19 protein-coding genes are annotated in these 20,350 nt (G+C 71.0%); 7 read left to right on the top strand and 12 right to left on the bottom strand.

The window, feature by feature from the left end:
- Positions 1 to 119: 119 nt before the first annotated feature.
- Entirely contained in the window at positions 120 to 533 is a 414-nt protein-coding gene (locus L3i22_RS13320) for an ATP-binding protein (protein ID WP_221327269.1), read from the top strand.
- The gene (locus tag L3i22_RS13325; protein ID WP_221327270.1) at positions 530 to 826 is read left to right on the top strand and encodes an STAS domain-containing protein; all 297 of its coding nucleotides are present in this window, start codon (positions 530 to 532) and stop codon (positions 824 to 826) included. Before L3i22_RS13320 ends, L3i22_RS13325 begins: the two co-directional genes overlap by 4 nt.
- Positions 827 to 879: 53 nt before the next feature.
- Here L3i22_RS13325 and L3i22_RS13330 read toward each other — a convergent pair whose 3' ends face one another.
- Complete coding sequence (locus L3i22_RS13330; RefSeq protein ID WP_221327271.1) at positions 880 to 2,484, bottom strand: methyl-accepting chemotaxis protein; 1,605 nt, start codon at positions 2,482 to 2,484, stop codon at positions 880 to 882.
- 4 nt (positions 2,485 to 2,488) lie between these two features.
- Positions 2,489 to 3,679, bottom strand: a complete 1,191-nt coding sequence (locus tag L3i22_RS13335; RefSeq protein ID WP_221327272.1) for an ATP-binding protein — start codon at positions 3,677 to 3,679, stop codon at positions 2,489 to 2,491.
- A gap of 156 nt (positions 3,680 to 3,835) precedes the next feature.
- Here L3i22_RS13335 and L3i22_RS13340 point away from each other — a divergent pair, with 156 nt between their 5' ends.
- On the top strand, positions 3,836 to 5,038 hold the full coding sequence (locus L3i22_RS13340) for a response regulator (RefSeq protein ID WP_221327273.1): 1,203 nt from the start codon (positions 3,836 to 3,838) through the stop codon (positions 5,036 to 5,038).
- Here L3i22_RS13340 and L3i22_RS13345 read toward each other — a convergent pair.
- The 7 genes from L3i22_RS13345 to L3i22_RS13375 all read right to left on the bottom strand — a co-directional run bounded on the left by L3i22_RS13345 (position 5,020) and on the right by L3i22_RS13375 (position 12,059).
- Positions 5,020 to 5,409 (bottom strand): Hpt domain-containing protein, encoded by a 390-nt coding sequence (locus L3i22_RS13345; protein ID WP_221327274.1) that lies wholly within the window; start codon positions 5,407 to 5,409, stop codon positions 5,020 to 5,022. The two genes, L3i22_RS13340 and L3i22_RS13345, sit on opposite strands and share 19 nt — an antisense overlap.
- Positions 5,410 to 5,500: 91 nt before the next feature.
- Positions 5,501 to 6,262: a hypothetical protein gene (locus L3i22_RS13350; protein ID WP_221327275.1), complete on the bottom strand. Its 762-nt coding sequence runs from the start codon at positions 6,260 to 6,262 to the stop codon at positions 5,501 to 5,503.
- 116 nt (positions 6,263 to 6,378) lie between these two features.
- The gene (rhaI, locus tag L3i22_RS13355; protein WP_221327276.1) at positions 6,379 to 7,530 is read right to left on the bottom strand and encodes an L-rhamnose isomerase; all 1,152 of its coding nucleotides are present in this window, start codon (positions 7,528 to 7,530) and stop codon (positions 6,379 to 6,381) included.
- A complete protein-coding gene (locus tag L3i22_RS13360) occupies positions 7,527 to 8,555 on the bottom strand; it encodes an ABC transporter permease (protein WP_221327277.1) in 1,029 nt (342 codons plus the stop codon). Before L3i22_RS13360 ends, rhaI begins: the two co-directional genes overlap by 4 nt.
- The gene (locus L3i22_RS13365) at positions 8,552 to 9,496 is read right to left on the bottom strand and encodes an ABC transporter permease (RefSeq protein WP_255658190.1); all 945 of its coding nucleotides are present in this window, start codon (positions 9,494 to 9,496) and stop codon (positions 8,552 to 8,554) included. The genes L3i22_RS13360 and L3i22_RS13365 overlap by 4 nt, the downstream gene beginning before the upstream one ends.
- Positions 9,497 to 9,525: 29 nt before the next feature.
- Positions 9,526 to 11,028, bottom strand: a complete 1,503-nt coding sequence (locus L3i22_RS13370) for a sugar ABC transporter ATP-binding protein (protein ID WP_221327278.1) — start codon at positions 11,026 to 11,028, stop codon at positions 9,526 to 9,528.
- Positions 11,028 to 12,059, bottom strand: a complete 1,032-nt coding sequence (locus tag L3i22_RS13375) for an autoinducer 2 ABC transporter substrate-binding protein (RefSeq protein ID WP_221327279.1) — start codon at positions 12,057 to 12,059, stop codon at positions 11,028 to 11,030. The genes L3i22_RS13370 and L3i22_RS13375 overlap by 1 nt, the downstream gene beginning before the upstream one ends.
- Before the next feature lie 512 nt (positions 12,060 to 12,571).
- Between L3i22_RS13375 and L3i22_RS13380 the strand changes: the two genes are divergently transcribed.
- Positions 12,572 to 12,991: a phage holin family protein gene (locus L3i22_RS13380; RefSeq protein ID WP_221327280.1), complete on the top strand. Its 420-nt coding sequence runs from the start codon at positions 12,572 to 12,574 to the stop codon at positions 12,989 to 12,991.
- 638 nt (positions 12,992 to 13,629) lie between these two features.
- Positions 13,630 to 14,289, top strand: coding sequence for a hypothetical protein (locus tag L3i22_RS13385; protein WP_221327281.1), 660 nt, complete (start codon positions 13,630 to 13,632; stop codon positions 14,287 to 14,289).
- A gap of 13 nt (positions 14,290 to 14,302) precedes the next feature.
- Here L3i22_RS13385 and L3i22_RS13390 read toward each other — a convergent pair whose 3' ends face one another.
- Positions 14,303 to 15,097 carry an inositol monophosphatase family protein gene (locus L3i22_RS13390; protein ID WP_221327282.1) on the bottom strand — a complete coding sequence of 265 codons (795 nt, stop codon included), beginning with the start codon at positions 15,095 to 15,097 and terminating at the stop codon, positions 14,303 to 14,305.
- Between the two features lie 148 nt (positions 15,098 to 15,245).
- Between L3i22_RS13390 and L3i22_RS13395 the strand changes: the two genes are divergently transcribed.
- Positions 15,246 to 16,814, top strand: coding sequence for a serine/threonine-protein kinase (locus L3i22_RS13395; RefSeq protein WP_221327283.1), 1,569 nt, complete (start codon positions 15,246 to 15,248; stop codon positions 16,812 to 16,814).
- On the opposite strand, the gene L3i22_RS13400 is transcribed toward L3i22_RS13395, so the two are convergent.
- Both L3i22_RS13400 and L3i22_RS13405 read right to left on the bottom strand, forming a co-directional pair.
- Positions 16,815 to 17,381: a Uma2 family endonuclease gene (locus tag L3i22_RS13400; RefSeq protein WP_255658191.1), complete on the bottom strand. Its 567-nt coding sequence runs from the start codon at positions 17,379 to 17,381 to the stop codon at positions 16,815 to 16,817.
- A gap of 81 nt (positions 17,382 to 17,462) precedes the next feature.
- Positions 17,463 to 18,791, bottom strand: a complete 1,329-nt coding sequence (locus L3i22_RS13405; RefSeq protein WP_221327285.1) for an aminotransferase class I/II-fold pyridoxal phosphate-dependent enzyme — start codon at positions 18,789 to 18,791, stop codon at positions 17,463 to 17,465.
- Positions 18,792 to 18,851: 60 nt separating this feature from the next.
- Here L3i22_RS13405 and L3i22_RS13410 point away from each other — a divergent pair, with 60 nt between their 5' ends.
- Positions 18,852 to 20,342 (top strand): CoA-acylating methylmalonate-semialdehyde dehydrogenase, encoded by a 1,491-nt coding sequence (locus L3i22_RS13410; RefSeq protein WP_221327286.1) that lies wholly within the window; start codon positions 18,852 to 18,854, stop codon positions 20,340 to 20,342.
- The last annotated feature ends 8 nt before the right edge of the window (positions 20,343 to 20,350 follow it).

The raw sequence follows: 20,350 nt of genomic DNA on the forward strand, positions 1-20,350 counted from the left end.
CTAGAGCGACATAACTCGTAAAATGGCATTAAAAGCGACAATCCAGTCGCTCATGTTTCGCCATTGCCCCGGGGTGGGTACTGCCCGGCCGCATATCGGCGATCTCCCGGGGTTTGTGCATGAGTGTTCTGACTGCCCAACTGGACGTACCACTGCATCACGGCGCGCCCGGTGCGGCCCGGCGCGCGGTGGTCGCCGTGCTGGGCGGCTGGGGCTTCCGCGACCAGGGCTGGCTGGACGCGACCGCCGTGGTGGTCAGTGAGCTGGTCACCAACGCGGTCCGGTACGGCGGCGGCTGCGTCGCCCTGCAGGTCGAGGCGCACGGCGACGAGGTCGTGGTCTCGGTGGCCGACAGCTCCCCGGTGGAACCCCGCCGCCGCGACCCGGACGACGTCGGCGGCCGCGGCATCGCGCTGATCGAGGCGCTCGCCGCGGGCTGGACGGTCCGCAACCACGAGGGCGGCAAGCAGGTCCGGGTCACGTTGCACCCGTGCCCCGGCGTGGGGATGGCGATGTCCGGGGGTGCCGCGTGAGGATCGACCGCTCCGACGAGCCGGGCGTGGTCCGGCTGGCCCTGCACGGCGAGCTCGACCTGGCCACCGCCGACCTGCTCGACCGGGCCGTCACCGCGGTCCTGGCCGAGCCGCCACCGCAGCTGGTCCTGGACCTGGCCGACCTGACGTTCTGCGACTCGGCCGGGCTGGACGCGCTGCTCACCGCCCGGGCCGGCGCGTTCGCGCGGGACGTGCGCCTGCGGGCCGTCGGCGCCCGCGGGATCGTCCACCGCACGATGACCGTGACCGGGCTCCTCGAGCTGCTGAGCTGAGCCCGGCGCCACGGGCGCGGGGCCATGGCCGTACCCAAGCGTGGTTTGGTTTTTCAAATGCGGAAGCGCTGGACCGCGGACCGCATCTGTTCGGCGAGGGTCTCCACGTCCTGGGCGGTCCGGGCGGCCTGGCTCGCCGCGGCCCGGCTGGCCGCCGTGCTGTGCGCGACGCTGGCGATGTTCCCGGCGATGTCGGAGGCGCCGGCCGCGGCCTCGGTCACCCCGCGGTTCATCTCGGCGGTCGTCGCGCTCTGCTCCTCGACCGCCGACGCGATCGTGGTCTGGTAGTCGCTGATCTGCTCGATGATCCGGCTGATCTCGTCGATCGCGGTGACCGCCTGGCCGGTGTCGCTCTGGATCGCGGCGATCTGCTGGGAGATCTGCTCGGTGGCCCGCGCGGTCTCCTGCGCGAGATCCTTGACCTCGCTGGCCACGACCGCGAAGCCCTTGCCGGACTCGCCGGCCCGGGCCGCCTCGATGGTCGCGTTCAGGGCGAGCAGGTTGGTCTGCGCGGCGATCGTGGTGATCATGGCGATCACGTCGCCGATCTGCGCGGACGAGTCGCCGAGCCGGTTGATGGTGGCGCTGGTGGCCCGGGCCGCGGCGACCGCGTCCGTGGCGACCTGGGCGGCGTCCCCGGCGTTCTTGGAGATCTCGCTGATCGCCGAGCCCATCTCCTCGGTGCCGGCGGCGACCACGTGCACGCTGCCGGAGACCCCGGAGGCGCTCTGCGCGGCCAGCCCGGCCTGCTGGTCGGCGTCGGCGACGGCGTCGTCGATCTCGTGGCTGACCCGGCGCATCGTCTCGGACGCCTCCTGCAGCCGGACGCCGCCCTCGGCGATCTCGACGACGGTGCCGCGGATCCCGGTGATCGCCTCGTCGACCGCCCGGCCCATCACCGCGATCTCGTCGCCGCCGCTGGTGTCGGCGCTGACCGTGAGGTCGCCGCCGGCCATCGACTGCAGGGTCCGGATCAGCCGCCCGACCGGCCCGGTCACGCTGCGGGTGACCACGATGGTGAGCAGGATCGCGGCGACCACGGCCAGGCCGAACGCGATGATCAGCCAGTTGCGGGCGGTGGCCGCCTGCTGCTGCGCGGTGCGGCCGGCCTGCTCGGCGCGCGCGGTGACCGAGGCGACCAGCTTGTCGGTGCCCTCGACGATCACGAAGTACAGCTCGTAGCCCGGACCCAGCAGGATCTTGTTGCCGCCCGGGATGTCCTTCTTCGCGTAGGCGGCGGCGATCTGCAGGTCGGCCTCGAAGTACTTGTCCCAGGTGGTCACCAGGGTGCCGAAGAGCGTGCGCTCGTCGGTGGTCATCGACCCGGTGTCGGTCGCCGTCAGCAGCGCGAGCAGCTTCTCCTTGTCGGTGAGGAAGCCGGCCCGGTTGTCGCTCTTCGGGTTGACCGCGGTCACCGGGTCCAGGCGGTAGGTGTCCCAGGCGTACGCGATCTGCCAGCCGGAGATGTCCCCGTCGTAGTACTTCTGCTCGTCCACCTGGTGCAACAGGCGCTGCAGGGACTGCACCTCGGCCGCCGCACTGGACTGCCGGTTCAGCCCGACCACGCCGATCGCCACCGCGACCCCGAGCATGGCGAGCACGACGGCGAACGCCACCGAGAGGCGGCCACCGAGTCGCAGACGCCGCAGTAAAGCCATGGGGTCAGCAGATCACGGTCATCCGCGCGGTGGTGCCCTTTCCGGATCCGTCGGACATAACGGTCAGCTCACCGTCGTGCGCTTTCATGATCCGCTGGGCGATGCTCAGCCCCAGGCCGACGCCGGGCACCGCCTGCTCCCGCGCGAACGCGCCCCGGTAGAACCGCTCGATCACGTGCGGCAGCTCGTCGGCCGGGATGCCGGCGCCGTGGTCGACCACGTCCAGGCCGCCGGGGTCGACCCGGACCCGGACCGCGGATCCGCCCGGGCTGAACAGCACCGCGTTGCGGACCAGGTGCTCGGCGGCCTGGCTGAGCCGGGTGAAGTCGCCCGGCACCGGGAGCGGTCCCTCGCCGCCGGCGATCTCCAGCCGCAGCGACACCTCGCGCTGCACGGCCTGCGCCCGGCACGCGGCCATCGCCGCCTCGGCCACCGACACCAGGTCGGTCTGGGCGCGCAGCAGCGGCAGGGGAGTGCCGGCCGGCCGGGTCCCGGCGAGCAGGTGGTCGACCATCCGGACCAGGCGTTCGCCGTTGCGCTGGATCGGCTCGATCATCTTCCGGTACGGCGTCAGCTCCTCGTTGTCCACCAGCAGCTCCAGGTAGCCCTGGATGGTGGTGACCGGGGTGCGCAGCTCGTGCGACACGGTCGCGACGAAGTCCTCCTCGCGGCTGATCGCCCGGGACAGCTCGTCGCCGACCTCGGCCAGCAGCAGCCGGTTCCGGATCGCCGAGAGGTGCCCGGCGGCCTGCCCGGCCATCGTGTGCAGCAGCTCCATCCGCCGCCCGCCGGTCTCCCGCGGCTGATCGTCGAGCACGCACATGGTCCCGAGCAGGTAGCCGTCCTCGTCGACCAGCGGCACCCCGGCGTAGAACCGGATGTGCGGCGCGCCGACCACGTTCGCCCAGCTCCGGTAGACCGGATGGGTGAGCGCGTCCTGGACGATGAGCGGCACCCGGCGGTCGACGACCACGCCGCAGAACGACGTGTCCAGCGGGCCGCCGTAGGACGGCATGCCGGTGCTGCCGGCGAACCACTGGCGATCGCCGGCGACCAGCGTCACGGTGGACATCGGCGTCTCGAAGACCGAACTGGCGAGGCGGGTCAGCTCGTCCAGGACGACCGGACGGGGCGCGTCGAGCAGGTGGTAGCTCTGTACCGCGGTGAGGCGGGACTCGTCACCGACTGCGCTCATCTGCATCCCTTCTTCCAAGCGGGTGGGCACGTGAGTAGAAGTTCGACCGGCGGGCGGCCGGGATGAGGACTCCCGGCGAGCTAATTACCCAGTTACCGAACGCTCATTGCTGGTTACCCAGAGTCGATATGTGCCGGCACAAGCGAAGGGGGACCCATGCGGACCGAGCTGTACAAGTCGGCCAACGCCGACGACAAGAAGCCTGTCGTGATCGTCGTCGACGACGAGGAGACCGTGCTCGAGACGCTGTCGATCCAGCTCGGCCGGGAGTACCGGGTGCTCACCGCGATCGACGGGGAGAAGGCCCTCCAGTTGCTGGCCGGCGAGGGCACCGCCGCCGCGGTGATCAGCGACATGCGGATGCCCGGGATGAACGGCATCGAGCTGCTGCGCCGGGTCCAGATGGAGTACCCGGACATCACCCGGGTCCTGCACACCGGCTACGGCGACATGGCCACCGCGGTCGCCGCGATCAACTCCGGCGGGGTCTACCGCTACCTGCCCAAACCGGCCGACACCGAGGCGCTGCGCAACGCGATCAAGGACTCGGTGGCCAAGCACGACGAGGCGATGGCCGACCGGGAACTGCTCGACCGCACGCTGCGGACCAGCGTGAAGGCGCTCTTCGGGGTGCTCGAGCTGTCCAACCCGCCGGCCTACCAGCGGGCCGGCCGGATCAGCACGCTGGTCGGCGAGCTCTGCCACGTCCTGCAGCTCGACGGCCTGTGGGAGATCGAGGTCGCCGCGATGGCCTCCCAGCTCGGCGCGGTCACCGTGGCGCCGACCACCTGGCAGAAGCTCGAGCGCGGCATGCCGCTGAGCGCCGACGAGCAGGACACCGTCGACGCCATGCCGCGGATCGCGGTCCGGCTGCTCGGCGACATCCCGATGATGGAGGACGTGCTCGCCATCGTCACCGGCCTGACCGGCCGGCCCGGCCCGGCCGAGGGCCGGTCCGCGCTGGTCGAGGACGCGATCGCGGTGCTGCGCACGGCCAGTGCCTACGAGGCGCTGGAGGGTCGCGGCGTGAACGCGGTCAACGCGATCACCGCGATCGAGGAGCGCGAGGACCACTACCCGCACGTGATCGCGGCGCTGCGCCGGCTCAAGGGCGTGCGCTCGCTCAAGGACACCGTCAAGAGCGTCCGGGTGACCGAGCTCGAGGTCGGGATGCGCCTGATCGAGGACGTGGTCGCGACCAACGGGCTGGTCCTGATCGGCAAGGAGACGGTGATCACCGAGCTGATGCTGGACCGGCTGACCAACTTCGCCCGCGCGGTGGAACTGGTCGAGGAGGTCCTGGCCGCGGTCCCGTACAAGGCCAGCTACAAGCCGACCGCCTACGCCGGGCTCCGCTGAGCGTATTCCTCGGCCACCGCCGCCACCGCCTCCAGCGCCGCCGCGGCCTCGGTCCGGATCTGATCAGCGACATCGGGGATCCGCCCGGCGCGGGCCTCGTCCTCCAGCGTCGCGCACAGGGCCGCGAGCCCGGTCGCGCCGATGTTGGCGGCCGACCCCTTCAGCCCGTGCGCCTGGTCGCGGGCGAGCGCCGGGTCCTTGTCCGGGAAGCCGTCGAGCAGCCGCTCGACGGCTTCCGGCGTCTTCGCCACGAACGACCGCAACAGCCGTCCGACCAGCGCCAACTCGGCCGGCGCCGGATCCGGATCGATGATCGACTCGATCCGCGCCCGGACGCCGGCCAGTCGCTCGTCGTCGTCCACCAGGTCCATGCGACCATCCTGCGCCGGTCGCGCCCGGCACGCTCCGGCTTCCGGCAAGACCCGGACCCGTGCGGCCGGGACCGCGCGGGTGGGCGCGTCGTCAGTCGCCGTACCCGCTGACGACGACCGGGCGGAAGCCCTTGGGCACCAGGTCGTCGAAGACCTGCTGGTACTGCGAGCCGGTCAGGTTGTGGCGGGCCTCCAGCGGCCCGCCGGAGACCTGCTCGAAGACGGCGGCGAACCGGATCTGGCCGCCGGAGGTGTAGCCGCTGAGAATCGTGGGCCGGAAGCCCTGCGGCACGACAGTGTCGAAGAACTGCTGGTACTGGTCGGAGGTCAGGTTGTGGTGAGCCTGGAACGCGGGGCCCTGGCGTTGCTCGAAGACGGCGGCGAAGCGTTCCTGGCCGCCGACCGAGTAGCCGCTGAGGATCGTGGGCCGGAAGCCCTGCGGCACGACGGTGTCGAAGAACTGCTGGTACTGGGCTGAGGTGAGATTGTGCCGGGCCTGGAAGGTGGGCCCCTGGCGCTGTTCGAAGACGGCGGCGAAGCGCTCCTGGCCGCCGGAGGTGTAGCCGCTGACGATGGTGGGCCGGAAGCCCTGTGGCACGACGGTGTCGAAGAACTGCTGGTACTGGGCCGAGGTGAGATTGTGGCGCGCCTGAAACCCTGGGCCCTGGCTTTGCTCGAAGACGGCGGCGAAGCGTTCCTGACCGCCGACCGCGTACCCGCTCAGCACCCGGGGACGCAGGCCGAGCGGCACGACGTCGTCGAAGAACTGCTGGTACTGGCTCGCGGTGAGGTTGTGACGGGCCTGGAACGACGGCCCGCCCTGCTCGACGAAAACAGCTGCGAAGTGTTCCATCGCGGTCCCCCTACCTGAGGTTGCGTGTCCGCGCATCGTCCCGCCGCCCCTCGCACCCGCGATGTCAGGCCGGTGACAGGTCGCGGGAAGTGGGCAATCACCCACCTCGGGTGTTCTCAGGCACCCCATCCGGCCTGGTGGCCGCCGATGCGTTCGGCCGAGACCGTCGACGCGTACCCCGAAGCCTTGAAGGTCTTGACCGGGTCCCTCGGCAGCCCCCGCGCCTCGCGCCGGTCCGCGAGCGCGCCCCGCACATCGGTCTCGAAGGCCGCCGTCAGGATGTCGTTCGCCCCGAGCACGTCCCCGTCCCGCTGCGCCACCGCCAGCGCCGCCTGGTCGATCAGCAGCGCCTTCGCGAGCGCCTGCTCGACGTTGAGGACCGACCGGATCTGCCCGGGGATCTTCTCCTCGATGTTGTGGCACTGGTCGAGCATGAAGTTCACCTTCGACGCCGGCCGGTGCGCGCCGACCGCCACGATCTCCGACATGATCCGGAACAGCTGGAACGGGTCGGCCGCCCCGACGATCAGGTCGTCGTCGGCGTAGAAGCGCGAGTTGAAGTCGAACGCCCCGAGCCGCCCCTGCCGCAGCAGCTGCATCACGATGAACTCGATGTTGGTGCCGGGCGCGTGGTGCCCGGTGTCCAGCACGACCGTGGCCTTCTCGCCCAGCGCCAGGCAGTGCAGCAGCGACGTGCCCCAGTCCGGGATGTCCATGCTGTAGAAGTACGGCTCGAAGAACTTGTACTCGAGCAGGATCCGGTGCCCGTCGCCGAGCCCGTCGTAGACCCGCCGGAGCGACTCGGCGAGCCGGTCCTGCCGCCCGCGCAGCGAGTCCTGTCCGGGATAGTTCAGCCCGTCCGGCAGCCAGATCTTCAGGTCGGTCGAGCCGGTCTCGTGCATGATCTCGATGCAGCGCAGGTGGTGCCGGACCGCCTTGTCCCGGACGGCCGGGTCCGGGTGGCAGAGCGACCCGAGCTTGTAGTCGTCGTCCTGGAACAGGTTCGAGTTGATCGCGCCGAGCCGTACGCCCAGCTTCTCGGCGTGGTCGCGCAGGCCGGACCAGTCGTCGACGACGTCCCACGGGATGTGCAGCGAGATCCGCGGGGCGAGCCCGGTCAGCCGGTGGACCTGCGCGGCGTCGGCGATCTTCTCGTACGGATCGCGCGGCACCCCGGGCTGGGTGAACACCTTGAACCTGGTGCCCGAGTTCCCGTACGCCCAGCTCGGGACCTCGACGGTGAAGTCGTCCAGCCCGTCCAGGTTCATGATGTTCCTCCGTAGCGTCGGTTGGTGAGCCCGTTGAGCAGCGCCGCGAAGATCAGGACCGCGCCCAGTGCGAGCAGTTGGTATTGCGAGCCCTCGTTGCCGACGAAGGCGAGCAGGATGCCGGCGTTGAGCCAGACGATCAGCAAGGTGGCCAGCACGACGCCGGCGACCCGCCCGATGCCGCCGGTGATCGCGACGCCGCCGAGCACCGCGATGGTGATCGCCGGCAACGCCATCCCGTTCCCGGAGACGCCGGCGTCCGGCCGGGCCGACGCGAACTGACCCACCGTGACGACGGCGACAAGACCCGAGATCAAACCCGCGTAGACGTACGCCTTCATCCGGGTGTCCCGCACCGGCAGCCCGGCCCAGCGCCCGGCCACGTCGTTGGTGCCGATCGCGTAGAGCCGCCGCCCGTAGGTCGTGCGGTTCAGCAGCAGCCACACCGCGACCACCGTGGGCAGCAGGAACGTGAAGATCCCGCGCGGCACGTCGGGGACGTACTGCCCGAACAGCGGCAGCTCGACGGACTTGGTGATCGAGTACAGCTCCTGGACCGGCTTGGTGCTGATCGGCGACTGATTGTTGATCACGATGGCGATCGACTTGTACGCGTAGAACGTGGCAAGTGTCGCGATCAGCGCGGGAAACCCGACGTAGGAGACGAGGAACCCGTTCACCGCGCCGAGCAGCGCACCGAACACCGCGGTCAGGATGATCGCCGCCCACAGGGGCCAGCCCCACTCGCCGTACGCGAAGCCGAAGATCATCCCGGCCAGGGACACGATCGCGCCGACGGAGAGATCGATGCCGCCCCGACCGGAAAGGATCACCAGCAACTCGGCCAGCCCGAGCATGGCCAGCGGCACGGCGTTGATCAGCGCCGCCGACATGTAGTCGAAGTCGTAGGAGGCGGTCAGATAACCGCCCGCGTCCTGGATGAAGAACGTGACCACGACGGCGACGATCAGCACCGCGAGCAGCGCGATCCGCTGGGTGAGCAGGATCCGGACCAGCCGGCTCATCGGTTCCTCCTCGCCCGGGCGCGCAGCAGGTCGGCGCCGACCGCCACGATGATGAAGATCCCGACGAACAGGTCGGAGAGCTGCGACCGCCAGCCCAACTGCGTCACGCCGGACGCGACCGACTGCACCAGCAGCGCGCCGAGCAGCGTCCCGAGCACCGAGCCGCGCCCGCCCATGATCGACGTCCCGCCGATCACTACCGCCGCGATCACGGCCAGCTCCTTGCCGGACCCGACCGACTGATCCAGCGTCGAGGTGCCCTGCGCGATCACGAAACAAGAAGCAAGACCGACCAGCAAACCCGTCATTACGTACGCGATGAGCACGCGCCGCTGCACCCGGACGCCCGCCAGCCGGGCCGCCACCGCGTCCCCGCCGATCGCGAAGAAATGCCGCCCGCCCGCCGTGTGCCGCAGGTACCACCAGGCCAGCGCGGTGATCAGCAGCGTGATCAGGAACGCGTGCGGGACGCCGAGCGTGCGCCCGCCCGGCCCGCGCCCGAAGAACGCCAGCGTGCCCGGGATCCCGTTGACCGTCCCGGACCCGAAGATCCGCAGGCCGGCGAACATGAACAGGTTCGCGGTCCCGAACGTGATGATGATGGCGTGCACCCGGCCGTAGGCGATCAGCACCCCGTTGACCAGCCCGAGCAGGCCGCCCACGGCCACCGCCAGCAGCACCGCCACGCCCAGCCCCACCTCCGCGCCGACCAGGGCCTTCGCGGTCAGCACCGAACACACCATGATCGCGCCGCCGACCGACACGTCGATGCCGCCCGTGATGATCACGACGGTCATGCCGACCCCGACCAGCGCGATCGGCGCGGTCGCGACCAGCAGCGGCTGGATCGACCCGGCGGTCAGGAACGCCGGCGTGCCGATCGCGAGCGCCACCCAGAGCACCGCGATCACCCCGACCAGCACCACCTCCTGGCTGGTCACGGGGGAGGGCAGCACCCGGGCCCGGCCGTTCACTCGTCCCCGCCCGCGGCCGCCGCCAGCAGGTCCACCTGACTGGCGTCCGGGCCGAACGACGCGGTCGTCGTCCCGCCCCGGACCACCTGGATCCGGTCCGCGATCCGCAGCGCCTCCGGCAGGTCCGAGGTGACCACCAGCACCGCGGTCCCGCTCTCGGCCAGCTCGGTGATGATCCGGTGGATCTCCTCCTTGGCGCCGACGTCCACGCCCTGGGTCGGCTCGGCCAGGATCAGCACCTCGGGCCGCTCGACCAGCTGCCGGGCGAGCACCACCTTCTGCGCGTTGCCGCCGGACATCGCGCTGATCGGCTGACGCTCACTGGGCGTCTTCACCGACAGCCGCCGGATCAGCTCGGTGGCGACGGTCCGCTCCCGGCCACGGTCCAGGAACACGCCGAACCGGGACAGCAGCCTCAGGTGCGCGGCGGAGATGTTGAACGCGATCGACTGGACCGCGAACATGCCCTCGACCTTGCGGTTCGCCGGGAGCAGCGCGATGCCGAGCCGCTGGGCCTCGCGGGGCGAGCGCGGATCGGCCGCCTTCCCGTGCAGCCGCAGGTCCCCGGTGGTGGCCCGGTCGATGCCGTAGACACAGGCCGCGATCTCCGAGACGCCCGAGCCGACCAGGCCGTAGAGGGCGACGATCTCGCCCTTCCGGACCGCGACGTCGACGTCGTGGAACCGGCCGGCCCGGCCGAGACCGCGGAGCTCCAGGACCGGCGGGCCGTCCGGGACCGTGCGGTGCGGGCGCTCGTCCGAGAGGATGCCGCCGACCATCAGCTCGGCGATCCCGCGCACGGTCAGATCATTGATTCCGTACGTCCCGATGGTCCTTCCGTCCCGCATCACCGTGACCTCGTCGGCGATCCGGAACAGCTCGTCGAGTCGATGCGAGATGTAGATGACCGCGACGCCCTCGGCGGTCAGGCGCCGGACCACGCCGAAGAGCACCTCGATCTCGGCGTCGGTGAGGATCGCCGACGGCTCGTCCAGGATCAGCACCCGGGCCTCGGTGGCCAGCGCCTTGGCGATCGAGACCTGCTGCTGCTCGGCGACCGAGAGCGTGCCGACCGTCGCGGTGGCGTAGCGGGCCGGGAGGCCGAGCCGCTCCAGCAGCTCGACCACCCGCTCGTTCTGCGCCGCCCAGTTGACCCTTTTCAGAAGAGGCTGCCGCAGCTCCCGGCCGAGGAAGATGTTCTCCGCGACCGTGAGCTCGGCGAAGAGCTGCGGCTCCTGGTAGACCGTGGCGATCCCGAGCGCGATCGCGTCCGTGGTGTTCGCGATCCGCACCGGCTCGCCGTCGAACTCGATCGTCCCCGTGTCGGCGGTCTCCGCCCCCGACACGATCTTGATCATCGTCGACTTGCCGGCGCCGTTCTCGCCGACCAGCGCGTGCACCTTCCCACCGCTGATGGTCAGGTCCGCCTGGTGAATCGCGCGCACCGCGCCGAACCGCTTCGCGATCCCGGTCAGCCGGAGCCGGGGGTTCTCGGCCATCAGTAGTTGAACTGGTCGACGTTCTGGTCGGTGATCGCCAGCGCCGGGCCGAGCAGCAGCATCTTGCTCGACGCGTCGTACGCGACGGCCGGCAGCTTGTCGCTGACGTTGTTGCTCGCCTGCAGCGGCTTGCCCTCGGCGATCTGCGCACCGGCCCACGCGGTCAGGTAGCCCAGGTTCTGCACGTCCCAGAGGATCGCGGCGGTCGACGACTTGTCGGTCAGGTACGGCTTCATCGCCTGCGGCGTGCCCAGCCCGACGGTGAAGACCTTGCCGATCTTGCCGGCGTCCTTCACGGCCTGCGCGACACCGGGCGCGGACGAGGTGCACTCGCCGACCAGACCGGTCAGGTCCGGGTGGGCGTTCATCAGGTCGGTCGCCATCTGGGTGGCCTTCGCCTGGTCCTCACCGGCGTAGACGACGTCCACGATGCTGGCGTCCGGGTACTTGGTCTTGGTGTACTCCTGCTGCACCTTGATCCACGAGTTCAGGTTCTCGGCGGTCTGGCCGCAGGAGACGATCGCGTACTTCCCCTTGCCGCCCATCGCCTTGAGCAGCGAGTCGGTCAGCCCCTGGCCGATGCCCTCGGCGGTGGCCTGGTTGACGAAGACCTCGCGGACGCTGTTCGGCGCGTCGGTGTCGGCCGTCGCCACGTGGATCCCGGCGTCCTTGGCCTGCTGCAACAGCGGGGCCATCGAATCCGGATCGTTCGGGGCGACGATCAGCGTGTCGACCTTCTGCTGGATGTAGGACCGGACGATGTCCGCCTGCGCCGCGGCGTCGGCCTGCGTCGGACCCTGGTAGAGCCACTCGACGTTGCCGAGCGCGGCCGCGGCGGCCTTACCGCCCGCGTTCATCGCCTCGAAATAGGGGACACCTTGAAGCTTCGGGACAAAGGCGACTTTGTACGTCTTCGTGCCGCCGCTGCTGGTGCCGCTCGCGGTGTCGTTGTCGTTCTTCTTCGTGCAACCGGAGACCGCCAGGGCGGCGGTGGTGGTGATCGCGATAGCAAGGGCCAGCCGGGAACGCATCTATGCCTCCAGCGACTTGAAACGTTCTATCTAAGGTGTGACCCACGTTACGGTCGCGTTTTCGGACGGTCAATACTCGTGTCTCAACGGTGTCCTTCTTCCTCTGACACGTTTCATCCGCGACCCGACTTTCGCCTCCTTTCCGGCTCCGTCCCGGCCGCTGCCACCCGCCGAACGTGCCGGCGGGCCTCGTCGCTCCGGCTCTCCCGGCCGCCCTTTCGCCGCCGCCGTCCGGCGTCCCTCCGTGCCAGCCGTCGACCCGGCTCTCATCGGCTTGGCCGGCCGCCGGTCCGGGACTGTCCGGTGGGTGGTGGCCTGGGCTCGTTATGTCAACCTGCGGGTGCCGGCGGGATCGGGGTGGGGCGCGGTGGGCTCGGCGAGAACGTTTCGGTGGGCTTGGCGAGAACGAGAGACGGGGCGGCGCGCTGCGGGCAGGGTGGGATTGAGGGTGGTTAGGGAGGGTTGGGACGGGTACGTCAACCCTCGGCAAGTGGTGCAGGACGGAGGGGACGATGGCGCACATCGACGCGCGAAGCGAGCAGGCGTCTACCGCGGAACTGGTCTACCGGCTCAGTGAGCAGGTCACGACGCTGGTGCGGGACGAGCTGACGCTCGCCCGCATGGAGATGATGGAGAAGGGCAGAAAAGCCGGGAAGGGCGCCGGGTTGCTGGGCGCCTCCGGGGTCATGGCGACGTACGGCCTGGGCGCGCTCCTCGTCACCGCCGGCGCCGCGCTGGCGCTGGTCATCCCGGTGTGGGCGGCGGCGCTGACGGTCACGGTGGTGCTCTTCGCCGCCGCCGGGGCCGCCGCGGTGATCGGCAAGAACCAGGTCAAGCAGGCCGTGCCGCCGGCCCCCGAGGAAGCCGTGGCCAGCGGCCGCAAGGACGTGGACACGTTCCTGGCCGCGGCCCGTTCCGGGAGGAACTCGTGAGCGACGAGCCCGATCCCGCGACCGGGGGCAACCCGAGCGGGGACATCCGCACCAACGCGCCGTCGTCCGGACCCAGCGGCTCGGGCGGGGGACCGGCCGGCAAGGGGCCGGGTAGTAATGCGCGGGGCAACACCTCCCCGGGCAGCGGCCGGGGCGCGAAGCCCTCGGCCGGCACTGCCCCGAAGAACTCGTCAGGCCCAGGCGCCGCCCCGACTCCGGGCCCAGGCGCTGCCCCCACCCCGGGCCCAGGCGCCGCCCCAACTCCGGGCCCAGGCGCCGCCCCCACCCCGGGTGCGGGTGCCGCTCCGGCCCCAGGACCAGGCGTCACCCCGATCCCAGGTGCAGTCCCAGGATCGGGCGCCGCCTCGGGTTCGGGCACCACGCCGAAACCCGGGGCCGGTGTACCGAAGCCCGCTCCGCCGAAGGCTGCCGGCTCGGATGCGCAGGCCCCGAAACCCGCCCCGCCGAAACCCGCCGCCGCCAAGCCGGCGCCACCCGCGTCAGCGGCGAAGTCCGGCCCGGCCGGCGCGACAGTGGGCGGCGGCGGTCAGGAGAGAAGCGCGGCTCCCAAACCGGCCCCGCCCAAGCCGGCCGCGACCGGAACAGCCGCGACCGGAACTCCCGTGACCGGAACTCCCGTGACCGGAACTGCCGCGACCGGAACGGCCGCGACCGGGACCGGAACGGCGGTGCCGGTCGCCAGCGCGGGATCGCCAGGAGCCGGGCCGGCCGAGAACGCGTCGGAGCAGGGGACGGGCATTCCAGCGAAGTCGGAGGCGAGCGTATCCATGGCCGTACAGTCGAAGCCTGAAATGTCCGATACGGTGAAGACCGCGCAGGTCAAGGAAGCCGTGACCGACGTCAAGGAAGCGGTCGCGGACAAGGCGGCGGACCTGAAGGACGCGGCCGTGAACAAGGCGGCGGACCTGACGGATGCGGTCACGGACAAAGCGGCGGACCTGAAGGACGCGGCTGCGGGCAAGACCGCGGATGTCAAGGATGCGGCTGCGGACAAAGCGGCGCATGTGAAGGACACGACCGCGCACCTGAAGGGCGCGGCAATCGGCCAGGCCGCGCACCTGAAGGACGTGGCGGGACATTCCGGCCACATCGCCGAGGCCACCGCGCAGACCAGCGCGCGGATGGCCTGCCAGGCGGCCGACGCCGCCGAGCGGGCCACCGCGGTGATCGGCTCGGCGCGGCGGCGGGTCGCGGCGCACCCCAGGGAGTACGCGCTGCTCGGCGCCGCCTTGGCCACGGCCGCCGCCGGATTCGCCCTGATCCGCCGGTCGCGCTGACCGCGTCAGGCCGTCACGACGAGGTCGGGTGCTCGGGACGGGCACCCGACCTGATCAGGTCCAGCAGCGCGGCATGCGTCTCCGCATCCGCCCCCACGAGCAGCCCGGACCCGCTCTCCCACGGCGCCCCGTCCGTCCCCGAAACCACGCACCCGGCCGCCGCGCACACCGCGATCCCCGCCGCGAAGTGCACACTCCCGCGCACATCCCCAAATGTCAGATAGGCCGCCCGCCGCCCGTCCGCAACCCACAGCAGCGCCAGGGTCGTCGACATCACCCGCGGCCGGAACCGATCCCGGAAGCCGGGCGCCGCGATCACCAGCGCCGGCTCCACCGGGAACGGCGGGTCAAGGTTCACGTCGACCAGCCCGGAACCGCCCGACGGCACCAGCGGCGCATCGGTCCCGTCCGCCCGGCGAACCCGTGCGACCTCCCCGTCCGTCCAATATGTCTCCCCGCTGAACGGGTCCGCCGAGGCCGCCACGCGCACCCGTGCCCCGTCACGCAAAGCGACATTCACCGCGACCAGTGGCGTCCGCACGGCGTAGTTGAGCGTCCCGCACAGCGGATCCACCAGCCAGCGGCGCCGCGCCCCGGCCGGCCCGGACGCGCCCTGCTCCTCGCCGGTGACCGCATCGTCCGGGACAGCGGCCCGCAACACGTCACGAATGGCCTGCTCAGCGGCGAGGTCCGCCGCGGTGGCGAAGTCGCCGCCACCCTTGTCCACCCGGTCGAGGGTGTGTCCGTACCGCTCCCGGATGACCTCGGCGGCCGACAGCGCCGCCGCGATCGCGATCTCGTGGTCCATGCGGGGAACGTTACGCAGGGCATGCGAGGATGGTCCGGCGCCGATTCCCCTCCGGCGCAGGACGGCAGGCTCGGACACGATGAACGCCCCGGCGGATCCCCCGGTGGACGATGTTGCGGGCGCCGTCGAAGCGGGTATATCGAGCGACATGCCTGACGCACCCACCCTGCTGGCCGGCCGTTACCGGCTCGGCGACGAGCTCGGCCGCGGCGGGATGGGCCGGGTGTGGCTGGCCGACGACGAGACGCTGGAGCGCGAGGTCGCGGTCAAGCAGATCGATCTGCCGGAGGAGCTGGCCCAGGGCGACGCGGCCGTGCGGCGGTCGATGCGGGAGGCGCGGGCCGCGGCCCGCCTGAGTCACCCCAACGTCGTTCAGGTGTACGACGTCCTCTCGCTCGACGACCACACCTGGATCGTCATGGAGTACGTGCCGTCCCGCTCCCTGCGTCAGGTGATCACCGAGGACGGCCCGCTCGACGCGTACCGGGTGGCCCGGATCGGTCTGGATCTGCTCGCCGCCCTGCAGGCCGCGCACCGCGCCGGCGTCCAGCACCGGGACGTGAAGCCGGCGAACGTGCTGCTCGCCGACGACGGCCGGGTGCTGCTCACCGATTTCGGCATCGCCGCGCTCGACGACGACAGCCTGACCAGCCGGTCGGACGTGCTGGTCGGCTCGCCGCTGTACATGGCGCCGGAGCGGGCCCGGTTCGGCACCAGCGGCCCGGCGGCCGACATGTGGGGGCTGGGCGCGACGCTGTACGCGGCGGTCGAGGGCCATTCGCCGTTCCAGCGGTCGTCGACGATGGCGACGCTGGCCGCGCTCGCCACCGAGGAACCGGATCCGCCGCGGCACGCGGGCGCGCTGACCGCGCTGCTCGACGGCCTGCTCCGCAAGGATCCGGCGGAGCGGATGATCGCCGAGGACGCCGAGCGCCTGCTGCGCGAGGCGGTGGCCACGCTGGAGAACCAGCCGGCGGTGCCGCGGCAGCGAACTCCGGTCGATGATGACATCCGGGCGTCGGCTCCGGTCGTACCCAGGGAAAAACGCCGCAGCCGCAAGCCGATCGCCCTGCTTGCCGCCGGCGTGGTGTTGATCGCCGGGCTGGCGGTCTGGGTGGCCACGCGCTCGTCGTCGAAGCCGACCGCGAGTGCGGACACCGGGACGTCGCAGCCGGCCGCGACCGTGACCACGCCACCCAGCACGGCCCCGACCAGCGCCGCGACCAGTGCGAAGCCCTCGTCGTCGCCGAGCGCGAGCGCCTCGGGCGGCCGGATCGCGCTGCCCGCCGGATTCGTCGACTACAAGGACAAGACCGGGTTCTCGGTGTACGTGCCGACCGGCTGGACGACGTCGAAAGAGGGGACGATCCGCTACTGGCGGGACGGCAAGGGTCACGTCCTGGGCATCGACCAGACCGGCAAGCCCCGATCAAATCCGGTCGCGGATTGGCGGTCGCAGCGCGACACCCGGGTCAAGGGCGGCGACTTCCCGAAGTATCACGAGGTAAAGCTCGCGTCCGTCGACTACTTCGTGAAGGCCGCGGACTGGGAGTTCACCTTCAGCAAGGGCGGCACCCAGCACGTCAACAACCGCGGCGTGGTCACGTCGGACCACCAGGCCTACGGCTTCTGGTTCCAGACCCCGGACGCGGACTGGTCGAAGTACCGCAAAGACACCCTCCAGGTCGTCTTCGACAGCTTCATCCCCAACCCCTGATCAGAAGTCGAGCAGTTCTTCGGTGTCGATCGAGATCGGGAACGGCAGGTCAGAGGTGAGCGTCTCGCCGGTCTTCGCGACGGCATGCTCGACATATGCCTTGCCGTCGAGCCGCAGGAGACGAAGCGTCACCGACTCGTAGTCAGCGAAGTTCGGCTCGACGAGCAGGTACCACGGAATTCCCGCCTCCGCGTAGAACGACCTTTTCTGAAGGCGATCGGTGGCTGCGTTGCTGGGGGAAGTGATCTCACAGACGAGGACCGTATCGGCGGCCTCGCCGGCGACGCCGAGACGAGGCCCTGCGTCCACAACCACATCAGGGATGACGACCCGGCCGGTGATCAGCCGAAGATTGATTGCTTGACGCGCTCGAAGTCCGACAGCGCGAGCGGCAGGATTTAACGCTGACCAGATGTAGCTGGAAAGGTCCTGGTGCGGTCGGTTTGGTGCCGGACTCGCCCAAAGGCTCCCGTCGATCAACTCGATGCGCTGGTGGGTTTCGCCGAGCGCGAAGTAGTCGTCTTCGCTCCAGGGGCCTTCGTGATCGTCGAGTGAGACCTGGCTCATGAGAAGAGTTTCGCACGCGCTCATGGAGAAATTCTCGCACGCCTAGTTGTCGCAGGGCAAGATGTCACCCGTCAGGATGCCTCAGCGGGGGATCGAGGGGGTCTGGGTCCGGGCGGCGCGGGCCAGGTGGGCGGCGACCTCGGCGTGATCCGCCGTGACCAGGCCGACCGTGATCCGCAGGTGCGGCGTGCCCGGGCCGACCGTGAACGCCGTCCCCGCCGCCGCCCCGATCCCCGCGCTGGCCAGGCTCAGCAGCGCGGCCTGCTCGTCGTGCACCGGCAGCCAGATGTTGATCCCCTCACCGTCCGGCAGGTCGACGCCGGCCGACCGCAGCCCGTCGGTGATCAGCCGGCGGCGGCGCGCGTACTCCTCCCGCGCCGCGGCCACCGCGGCCACCGACGGCGGGTCGGTGAGCAGTGAGAACAGCAACCGTTGCAGCAGCCGGCTGGTCCAGCCCTGGCCGAGCAGGCGCCGTTCCAGGACCGGGTCGAGGACGGTGGCCGGCCCGGTCACCGCGGCGAGGCGCAGGTCCGGCCCGTGCGACTTGGAGAAGCTGCGCACGTGGATGGTCTGCCGGGGCAGGTACGCGCCGAGCGAACAGGCCGGCCCGGCCGCGAGGTCGCCGGCGGAGTCGTCCTCCACGACGTACACCTCAGGGAAGTCCTGGAGCACGGCGGCGAGTGCCGCGGCCCGGGTGGGTGACCACGACGCACCTGTCGGGTTGAGCGCGCGCGGCTGGAGGAAGACCACGGTGGGCCGGCGGCGCAGCGCGGCCGCGAGCTGGTCGGGGAGCATGCCCTCGGCGTCGGTCCGGACGCCGACGACCGGCACGCCGAGCGCCTCGAGCAGGTCCAGCAGCGGCGGGAAGCACGGGTTCTCGACCACCGCGAGGTCGCCGAGCCGCAGCAGCGCCGACGCCACCTGGTCGATCGCGTCCATCGCCCCGTCGAAGACGGCCAGCCGCTCGGCGGGGTACGGCCACCGCTCGCGCAGCAGCCCGGCCAGCGAGGGCAGCACCGGCTCGTCCAGGTAGCTGGTCGGCGTGGGGGAGAGGCCGTGCAGCGCGGGGATCGGCGGCAGCAGCAGCGGATCGGGCACCCCGGTCGACAGGTCGAGGCCGAATCCGCTGGTCCGGCGCAGGGCGGCCCGGTAGCGCCCGGGCCCGCCGGCGCCGGGGGTGGCGACGACCGTGCCGCGGCGTCCGTCCGTCCGGATGGTGCCGGCCCGGCGCAGGAGCTGCCACGCTGCGTTGACGGTGCTCGGGGACAGGCGCAGCTCGGCGGCGATCCGGCGGACCGGGGGGAGTTTGGCGCCGCCCTCGATCGCGCCGTCGCCGACCGCCCGGCTGAGCGCCTCGGCCAGCCCGCGGGCGCTGGGATCGCTCATCCGTTCCTGCAGGGCTTCGAACATTTTTGTGACAGTACATTTCAAGCATTGTTCGGTCTAGGGTCGTCACATAATCTCGGCGGTATGACTCACATTGCGCACTGGATCGGCGGCGCGGAGCGGCCCGGCACGTCCGGCCGGTTCGGCCCGGTCTTCAACCCCGCCACCGGCGAGCAGACCGCCGAGGTCGACCTGGCCTCGGCCGCTGAGGTCGCCGAGGCCGTCGCGATCGCCAAGGAGGCCGCCAAGGCCTGGCGCTCGGCGTCGCTGTCGAAGCGTTCCGCCGTGCTCTTCAAGTTCCGCGAGCTGCTGGCCGGGCGCACCGGCGAGCTCGCCGCGATCATCACGGCCGAGCACGGCAAGGTGCTCGCCGACGCCGCCGGTGAGATCGCCCGCGGTCTGGAGAACGTGGAGTTCGCCACCGGCATCCCGCACCTGATGAAGGGCTCGTTCTCCGAGCAGGCCGCCACCGGCGTGGACGTGTATTCGATCCGCCAGCCGCTCGGTGTGGTCGCCGGCATCACCCCGTTCAACTTCCCGGCGATGGTGCCGCTCTGGATGTGCGCCACCGCGATCGCCGCGGGCAACTCGTTCGTGCTCAAGCCGAGTGAGAAGGACCCGTCGGCGTCGCTGTGGCTGGCCCGCCTGTGGGCCGAGGCCGGCCTGCCGGAGGGCGTGTTCTCGGTGGTGAACGGGGACAAGGAGGCGGTCGACGCGCTGCTGACCCACCCGGACATCGCCGCGGTCAGCTTCGTCGGCTCCACCCCGATCGCGAAGTACATCTACGAGACCGGCACCGCGCACGGCAAGCGGGTCCAGGCGCTCGGCGGCGCGAAGAACCACATGATCGTCCTGCCGGACGCCGAGCTGGACGCGGCCGCCGACGCGGCGATCAGCGCCGGGTACGGCGCGGCCGGCGAGCGCTGCATGGCGATCTCGGTGGTGGTGGCCGTCGGTGACATCGCCGACCCGCTGGTCGAGGCGATCGCCGCCCGACTGCCGAAGATCAAGATCGGCGACGGCGCGACCGCCGGCGTCGACATGGGCCCGCTGATCAGCGCCCAGCACCGGGACAAGGTCGCCGGCTACATCGCGGCCGGGGCGTCCGAGGGCGCGACCGTGGTCGCCGACGGCCGCACCTCGGAGAACCTGCCGGACAAGGGCTTCTTCCTGGGCACCACGCTGCTCGACAACGTCACCCCGCAGATGACGGTCTACACCGACGAGATCTTCGGTCCGGTGCTGTCGGTCGTCCGGGTCGCCACCTACGCCGAGGCCGTCCAGCTCGTGAACGACAACGAGTACGGCAACGGCACCGCCATCTTCACCCGGGACGGCGGCGCGGCCCGGCAGTTCCAGTTCGACGTCAACGCCGGCATGGTCGGCGTGAACGTGCCGATCCCGGTCCCGGTCGCCTACTACTCGTTCGGCGGCTGGAAGGCGTCGCTCTTCGGCGACTCGCACATGTACGGGCCGGACGGCATCCAGTTCTTCACCCGCGGCAAGGTCGTCACGTCCCGCTGGCCGGACCCGGGAACCTCGGCGATCGACCTCGGCTTCCCGCAGACCCGATAAGGATTGGC

The sequence above is a fragment of the Actinoplanes sp. L3-i22 genome (assembly GCF_019704555.1).
In the GTDB taxonomy this organism is placed as follows: domain Bacteria; phylum Actinomycetota; class Actinomycetes; order Mycobacteriales; family Micromonosporaceae; genus Actinoplanes.